Origin of the sequence: Oceanibaculum pacificum (assembly GCF_001618175.1) — a bacterium.
Taxonomy (GTDB): Bacteria; Pseudomonadota; Alphaproteobacteria; order Oceanibaculales; family Oceanibaculaceae; genus Oceanibaculum; species Oceanibaculum pacificum.
The window spans coordinates 1-6,965 of the sequence record NZ_LPXN01000061.1 but is presented as its reverse complement, the minus strand read 5'-3'; the positions used below and the strand labels follow the sequence as shown (position 1 = coordinate 6,965).

The 6,965-nt window shown below is 66.0% G+C and carries 6 protein-coding genes; 2 read left to right on the top strand and 4 right to left on the bottom strand.

Features of this window, described 5'->3' with window-relative positions:
• The first annotated feature begins 160 nt into the window (after positions 1-160).
• A complete protein-coding gene (htpG, locus tag AUP43_RS04770; RefSeq protein WP_067553302.1) occupies positions 161-2,047 on the top strand; it encodes a molecular chaperone HtpG in 1,887 nt (628 codons plus the stop codon).
• Positions 2,048-2,050: 3 nt separating this feature from the next.
• On the opposite strand, the gene AUP43_RS04765 is transcribed toward htpG, so the two are convergent.
• From AUP43_RS04765 to AUP43_RS04750, 4 genes are all read right to left on the bottom strand, one after another.
• The gene (locus AUP43_RS04765; protein ID WP_067553301.1) at positions 2,051-2,557 is read right to left on the bottom strand and encodes a GNAT family N-acetyltransferase; all 507 of its coding nucleotides are present in this window, start codon (positions 2,555-2,557) and stop codon (positions 2,051-2,053) included.
• Positions 2,558-2,560: 3 nt separating this feature from the next.
• A complete protein-coding gene (locus tag AUP43_RS04760) occupies positions 2,561-4,474 on the bottom strand; it encodes a hypothetical protein (RefSeq protein WP_067553299.1) in 1,914 nt (637 codons plus the stop codon).
• A gap of 37 nt (positions 4,475-4,511) precedes the next feature.
• A complete protein-coding gene (locus AUP43_RS04755; protein WP_067553296.1) occupies positions 4,512-5,138 on the bottom strand; it encodes a 2OG-Fe(II) oxygenase in 627 nt (208 codons plus the stop codon).
• Positions 5,139-5,238: 100 nt separating this feature from the next.
• Positions 5,239-6,207, bottom strand: coding sequence for a mitochondrial fission ELM1 family protein (locus tag AUP43_RS04750; RefSeq protein ID WP_067553294.1), 969 nt, complete (start codon positions 6,205-6,207; stop codon positions 5,239-5,241).
• Between the two features lie 201 nt (positions 6,208-6,408).
• On the opposite strand from AUP43_RS04750, the gene AUP43_RS04745 reads away from it, so the two are divergent.
• Positions 6,409-6,906: an Lrp/AsnC family transcriptional regulator gene (locus AUP43_RS04745; RefSeq protein ID WP_067553292.1), complete on the top strand. Its 498-nt coding sequence runs from the start codon at positions 6,409-6,411 to the stop codon at positions 6,904-6,906.
• The last annotated feature ends 59 nt before the right edge of the window (positions 6,907-6,965 follow it).

The window sequence follows — 6,965 nt, the reverse complement described above, 5'->3', positions numbered from 1 at the left end:
CCTCATGCTGAGGAGCCCTCGGCAGAGGGCGTCTCGAAGCATCGTGCGGCTGGCTCGGCGATCCTTCCCCCTACATCAGATAGGGGCTTGCAGGGCAGGGATAAGTTCACATATTTCAGCCACCCTTTTCCACCCAACACGAAGAAGAACCGGACACATCATGTCGGCAGAAAAGCTCTCCTTTCAGGCGGAAGTAAGCCGCCTTCTCGATATCGTGGTGAACTCGCTCTACAGCGAGAAGGAAATCTTCCTGCGCGAGCTGATCTCGAACGCGTCGGACGCGTGCGACAAGCTGCGCTACCTGGCGCTGACCGAGCCGGCGCTGCTGGGCGAGGATGCGGAGCTCGCCATCACCATTTCGCTCGACAAGGCCGCGCGCACCATCACCGTGGCCGATAACGGCATCGGCATGAACCGCGACGAGCTGGTGGCCAATCTGGGCACCATCGCGCGTTCTGGCACGGCCGCCTTCGTCGGCGAGATGAGCGGCGACGCGAAGAAGGACAGCAACCTGATCGGCCAGTTCGGCGTCGGCTTCTATTCCGCCTTCATGGTGGCCCGCGAGGTCGAGGTGCTGACCCGCAAGGCCGGCGAGGATGCCGCCTGGCTGTGGACCTCCGACGGGCAGGGCGACTACACGGTGGCGGCCAGCGAGAAGGCGGCGCGCGGCACCATCATCACCCTGCGCCTGCGCGACGGCATGGACGACTATCTGGAAGCCGACCGGCTGAAGCAGATCGTGCGCCGCTATTCCGACCATATCGCCATCCCGATCAAGTTCCTGGAAGACGGCAAGCTGGAGACGGCGAACCGCGCCTCGGCGCTGTGGACCCGATCCAAGAGCGAGATCAAGCCGGAGGACTACAAGGAGTTCTACCACCACGTCTCGCACGCCTTCGACGATCCGGCGGAGACCATCCATTGGCGGGCCGAGGGCATCATCGAATATACCGGCCTGCTGTTCATCCCCGGCTCGCGGCCGTTCGACCTGTTCCATCCGGAGCGCAAGAACCGGGTGAAGCTCTATGTCCGCCGGGTCTTCATCACCGACGATTGCCAGGAGCTGGTGCCGGAATATCTGCGCTTCCTGCGCGGGGTGATCGATTCCGAGGATCTGCCGCTGAATGTCAGCCGCGAGATGCTGCAATCCAGCCCGGTGGTGCAGAAGATGCGCCAGGGCATCGTGAAGCGCGTGCTGGGCGACCTGGAGAAAAAGGCCGAGAAGGATGCCGAGGGCTATGCCGCCTTCTGGGAGAATTTCGGCCCGGTGCTGAAGGAAGGCCTCTATAGCGAGCATGGCAACGAGCGCGACAGCCTGCTGAAGCTGGCCCGCTTCCGCTCCACCCATGGGGACGGGCAGGGCGACGGGCTGGTCAGCCTGGCGGATTATGTCGGCCGGATGAAGGAAGGCCAGGACACCATCTTCTACATCACCGGCGAGGATGCGTCGGCGCTGCTCGCCAGCCCGCAGCTCGAAGGCTTCAAGGCCAAGGGCGTGGAGGTGCTGCTGCTGACCGACCCGATCGACGAGTTCTGGGTGCCGGCCATCGGCCAGTTCGACGGCAAGAACTTCAAGTCGGTGACGCGCGGCGGTTCCGACCTGTCCAAGGTGAAGGTCGAGGACAAGCCGGAGGACGAGAAGCAGGACGAAGCGGCCGACAAGGATGGCGATATCGGCAGCCTGGTCGCTTTGCTGAAGCTGGCGCTGAAGGACGAGGTAAAGGATGTCCGCGCCTCGGAGCGGCTGACCGACAGCGCCGTCTGCCTGGTGGCCGACGATGGCGACATGGACATGCATCTGGAACGGCTGCTGCGCCAGCACAAGCAGCTCGACAGCGCCTTCAAGCGCATCCTGGAGGTGAATGCCGGCCACCCGGTGATCCGCCGCCTGGCTTCCCATGTGGCGGCCAAGGGGGCGGAAGCCGAGATTGACGACGCGGCCTACCTGCTGCTCGACCAGGCCCGCATCGTCGAGGGCGAGGCGGTGCCCGACCCGCGCGCCTTCGCCCGCCGCCTGTCCGGCTTTCTGGAGAAGGGGCTGGCCTAGCCCCTACTCTTCGCCCGCCAGCTTTTTCAGCGCCTCGCCGTTCAGCCGGAAGAACAGCTTCTCCTCCCGGCGCTGCGCGCCCAGCGTGTCGTAGAAGCGCAGCGTGGCCGGATTGTTGGTCTCCGCCGTCCAGTCCAGGCGGGTATAGCCGCGCTCCACGGTCAGGGCGGCGATGCGCTGCATCAGCTGCTTGCCCAGACCCAGGCTGCGATACGCCTCCAGCACGAACAGATCTTTCAGGAAGAAGGCCGGGCTGGAGGCGGTGGTGGGGAACAGCGTCGCCAGCGTCGCCATGCCGGCCGGCCGCCACGCATCGCCGTCCCGCACCTCGGCCAGCAGCATCTCGAAGCGGGCGGTCCCGCCGAAATCCAGCGCCTCCAGCTTGGCGATGGTGGCCTCGACCGTCTGGGTGTGCGGCGAGCGGTAATACAGATCCGTCTCGCGGATGACGATGGCGAGCGCCGGGATATCCGCGCGCCCGGCCAGGCGGATGCGGCTGTCCATGGCCATGCCTCAGAAGCCGAACATATGGTCCAGGCTGAAGGCGCCCTTCGGCCCGTTCTCGCGGATCAGGCCGTGGAAGCCGAACAGCCGGCAGGTCTGGTCGCGGATCAGGATATAGGCGTCCTCGCCGGCCTTTTCGCGCGTTTCGGCGTCGAACACTTCCGAATATCGGAAGAAAAAACTACCGGAACATGGAATTGCAACCGCGTGAGTCGCGATCTCCCGGCCCTCGGCGGAGGTCAGGATCAGCTCCGTCTCCGACAATGCGTGCCACGGGCTGGAAGCGGCGTAGATCAAATGGCAGATCGTGTCCATCGGCTGCGGGCCCAGGCGCAGGAACAGCCGGGTCGACAGGCCCGGCGCGCGGCCGGCATAGCTCTGCGGCTCGTTCTTGTAGGTCAGCACGGTGTTGAAGATATGCGCGCCGAAGCTGGAATCGGCGGCATGCCCGGTCTGCCGGTCCTCATAGCGGAACAGCCCGTGCAGCCAGCCGTCGCCGCTGCCGCCCTCGGCGAAATCGTACAGCAGCTCGACATGGCCGTAGCCGCCCTTCAGATGGCCGTCGACCAGCTCCTTCAGCTCGACCGCCACGCTGTCGCGGCGCGGCAGCCGGCCCAGGCGCTTCTGCGCCACCTCGCGGCCCTGCGGGTCGTAGATCGCCACCGCCACCGGCAGATCCTCCTGCCCGGTCGCCATCGGCGTCGGCAGCAGGATGCTGTCGAACCGGTCAGTGGGCAGGATCGGCGCGGGCAGGATGAAGCCCTTGCCCATCAGGTTGGACAGCTCCGGCAGGCGCGGGTCGGGCTTCAGATCGGTGCGCTCCACATTGGCGTGGGCGATGCGGCGGCGGCCATCGGCCTGCACCACCTCATAGCGTGGCCGCACGACGTATTTGCCGGCCTGGATTTCGATCTGCTGCGGCCAGCGCGCATCCGGCAGCAGCTCGGCGATATCCAGCGCATGGGTGCCGAAGCCGGGAATCTCGCGGTCGAGCCAGACGATCTCCCGCCGGCCCATCAGATTGAGGCCGATGCCTCCGGCCGGGATCGGCGCGGGATGCGCGTTCTGCAGCCACAGCAGCACCCGGTCGCCGGGGCGCGGGGCGGGCAGGCCGGCATAGAAATCGGCCGGCCAGGCATTGGCGTCATGCGTGCAGGACAGCACGGCGGCATCGTCGCCATAGGTGTCCATGGCGTATTTCACCACATCGTGCCCGCGCGCGCCGATCACATGGATGAACAGGCTGCCGCAGAAATCCCCCAGGCCGAAGCGGGCGCGAATCTCCTTGCTGTCGAACACCAGGCTGGCGGTGGCGTTCGGTAAATCCTGCCGCCAATCCACCAGCGTCTTGCCATTGGCGTCGAACAGCCGGCACCAGACGGAAACGTCCTTGGCGCCATAGCCGGCCCAGTAATTGGCGGTGGTGAGGCGGGTATGGTGCCCGTCGGCATCGCGGAACAGCGCCATGTTGGTGGCGAAGTTCAACGGGTCGAGATAATTGCGCGGGTTGCCCAGCATCTCGGCCGGCAGGCGGGCATCGTCCAGCGAGACGACCGCGGCGTCGGCGGGCAGCAAATGGCGGATATGGGCGATCAGCCGGCCGGCATCGTAGGCGACGACGAACACCGTCTCGGCCCCGCTTTCCTGCAGCGCGGTTACGGGCTGCGCCGGCTGGCCGAGCAGCAGGCGGCCGATCCAGTCGATGTTCTGCACGTAAATCCCGGCCAGGGTCAGCGCCTCGCAGCCATGGATTTCCGCGAACGGCTGCAGGAAGCCCAGCGGGTCGTAGACCGCGACCTTGCCGCCCTTGCCGAGGCGCGCCAGCAGGGCTGCGATCGGCCCGGCGGAGAGCGGATGGCCGATGGCCTTGAAGAAGCTCTGCCCGCCGGTGAGGTTGCTGAAGGTCTCGATCTGGAGCGCCATGTCTCGCCGTTTCTTGTTCTGGGATATCGCGCGCCGGTCAGGCCGGCAGCAGCTTCTTGAAGAAGGAGGAGAGGCGGTGCCGGCTGCGACTGGCCGCGACGGCGCTCTCATCCACCACCCAGTTCAGCTGGATGGACCGGCGGCGGCCGACGAAGGGCTTATGGCCGTGCCAGGCATTCTCCTGGCATTTGAAGGCGACCAGCGTGCCGAAGGTGGGCGGCACCTCGGCCACGTAATTCTCCAGGTCGCCATCGGTGCGCAGCATGCGCAGCCGGCCGCCCTCGGCCGCCGGCTCCCAATCCGGGTTCAGATAGATCAGCGCGGTGATCAGCTTGGTCTTGCTGTCGGTATGGATGCGCCCATCCTTCTCCCGGCTCATGCCGCGCAGGGTGAAGGTGGTGGGGCGGCCTTCCAGATCGATGCCGAACTTCTCGGCGAAGGCGTCGCGCACCGGGGCGCTGTTCAACTCGTCGATCAGCGCCTGTACGGCGGGGCCGACCGTAACGGTCGACAGATCGAAGCTGCCGCCCTTATCGATATCCGGGAAGTCGCGGTCCACGCCGGCCGATGCCTCGGCGCGGACGAAATTCTCCATCACCAGATAGGGGTACGGATCGGATTCCACCGGCGTCGCGCGGAAGCCGGCAATATCGATGAAGTTCATGATACTGCACCTTTTGCCATCGACCGATTATGTACGGCCCGGCGGCGTTAATTACAACGCCGTAGCGTGTCGCAGGCTGGCAGGCGCAGGGGTCTCGGCATCATCTCTCCCGAAGTTCCAGCCGCCGCCTTACCTCGCCGGCGGCGCGCGCGGTTTCGTCCAGCGGCGTGTAGGACCAGGCCTCCAGCGCGCCGTCGAACGGGCGGGTGTAGCCGGCGGCGCGCATCGCGGCGTGGAAACGCTCGAACTTGGCGCTGCCGCCGGGCAGCATGACGACATGCACCGGCTTGCCGGTGGCGCAGGCCTCGGAGACCATGTTCACCGAATCGCAGGTGACGACGATATGGTCGGCCAGGCCCAGATAGCCGAAATAAGGATTATCGCCGCTGCCGTCCCACACCACCGCCGGCGCGCCGGCCAGCCGCTCGCGCAGGCGCTGCTCGTTCTGCGCCCCGGTGCGGCGCGACGGCGTGACGGCTAGGCCGACGCCATGGCTTTGCGTCAGCGCCAGCAGCTTGTCGCACAAAGCGTCAATGGCGGCGCGGTCCAGCGTGTAGCGGTCATTGCTGCCGCCGATGGAGATTGTCACCAGCGGGCGCGGCAGATGCGCCAGGGCCGGCGCGAACCTGGCCGCCTCCGCATCCAGCCGGGCGCGGGTCACCCGGTTCAGCGAGCCGAAGGTGCGGAACACATTGTCGCCGCGCACCGTGTCGTGCTCCGGCACGATCATCAGGTCGAAATTGGACGGGGCCGTCTTCGGATCCTGGATCTGCACCGTGAAGGTCTTGCCGGCGCTGGCCTTGCGCATGGCGATGGCGGGGCCGGCGGATTGCCGGCCGCTGGCGATCAGCAGATCGGGGAAGGGCGGCTCCAGCCGGTCGCCGCCCGGCCCGGCGGCGGCCAGCGTGGCCCAAAGCGGCGAGGGCGGCAGCCAGCGCCACGGCGCTGCCGGCGCGATGCGCTTTACGACGGGCGACAATCCCAGCGCCTCGGCCAGGCCGATGCACTGGATTTCCATGCCGACTTTGCCATCGGTCACAACCCAGCAGGTGAGGCCGGAAACATCCATGGAACGCGCCGCTTTCTTGCCGTCGAAAACGGCGGAACCCTGTCATGCCTGGGTGGCGACGGCAAGTCATCGGCGATATAGTCGGCGCGCAAAAAAGTTGCGCAATATAATTGCGGTTTCTAAAGAACCTTATTATATAGTTGCGCAAAACAGGCAGTTCCTGACGATCCCCTTCATTTTGTCCAGTTCCAAGGAAACAGCATGCCGACCCGGCGCGTAAAACTCGACCGCATCGATCGACGCATCCTCGACGATCTCCAGGAAAATGGCCGCATGACCAATGTGGACCTGGCCCGGCGCGCCGGCATTTCGGCGCCGCCCTGCCTGCGCCGCGTGCGCGCGCTGGAGGAGGCCGGCTTCATCCGCGGCTACCATGCCGATATCGCGCCGGAGCTGCTGGGCTACGAGCTGACGGTGTTTGCGCTGATCGGCCTGTCCAGCCAGGCGAAGGCCGATCTGCAGAAATTCGAGCAGCTGGTCGAGAGCTGGCCGGAAGTCCGCGAGTGCCACATGCTGGCCGGCGAGGCCGATTTCCTGCTGAAAGTGGTGGCGGAGAATTGGGACGCCTACAAGACCTTCGTGGATGAGCGCCTGACCGCGGCACCCAATGTGAACCATGTCAAGACGATGCAGGTGCTGCAAACCACCAAGCACCGCCCCGGCGTGCCCATCGACGTCGACGCCGTGGACGAGGAATAGGATGACGGAGCCGGTCTCCCCCTCACCCGGCTCCGGCTAATTCGCTTTGCTCATAAGCC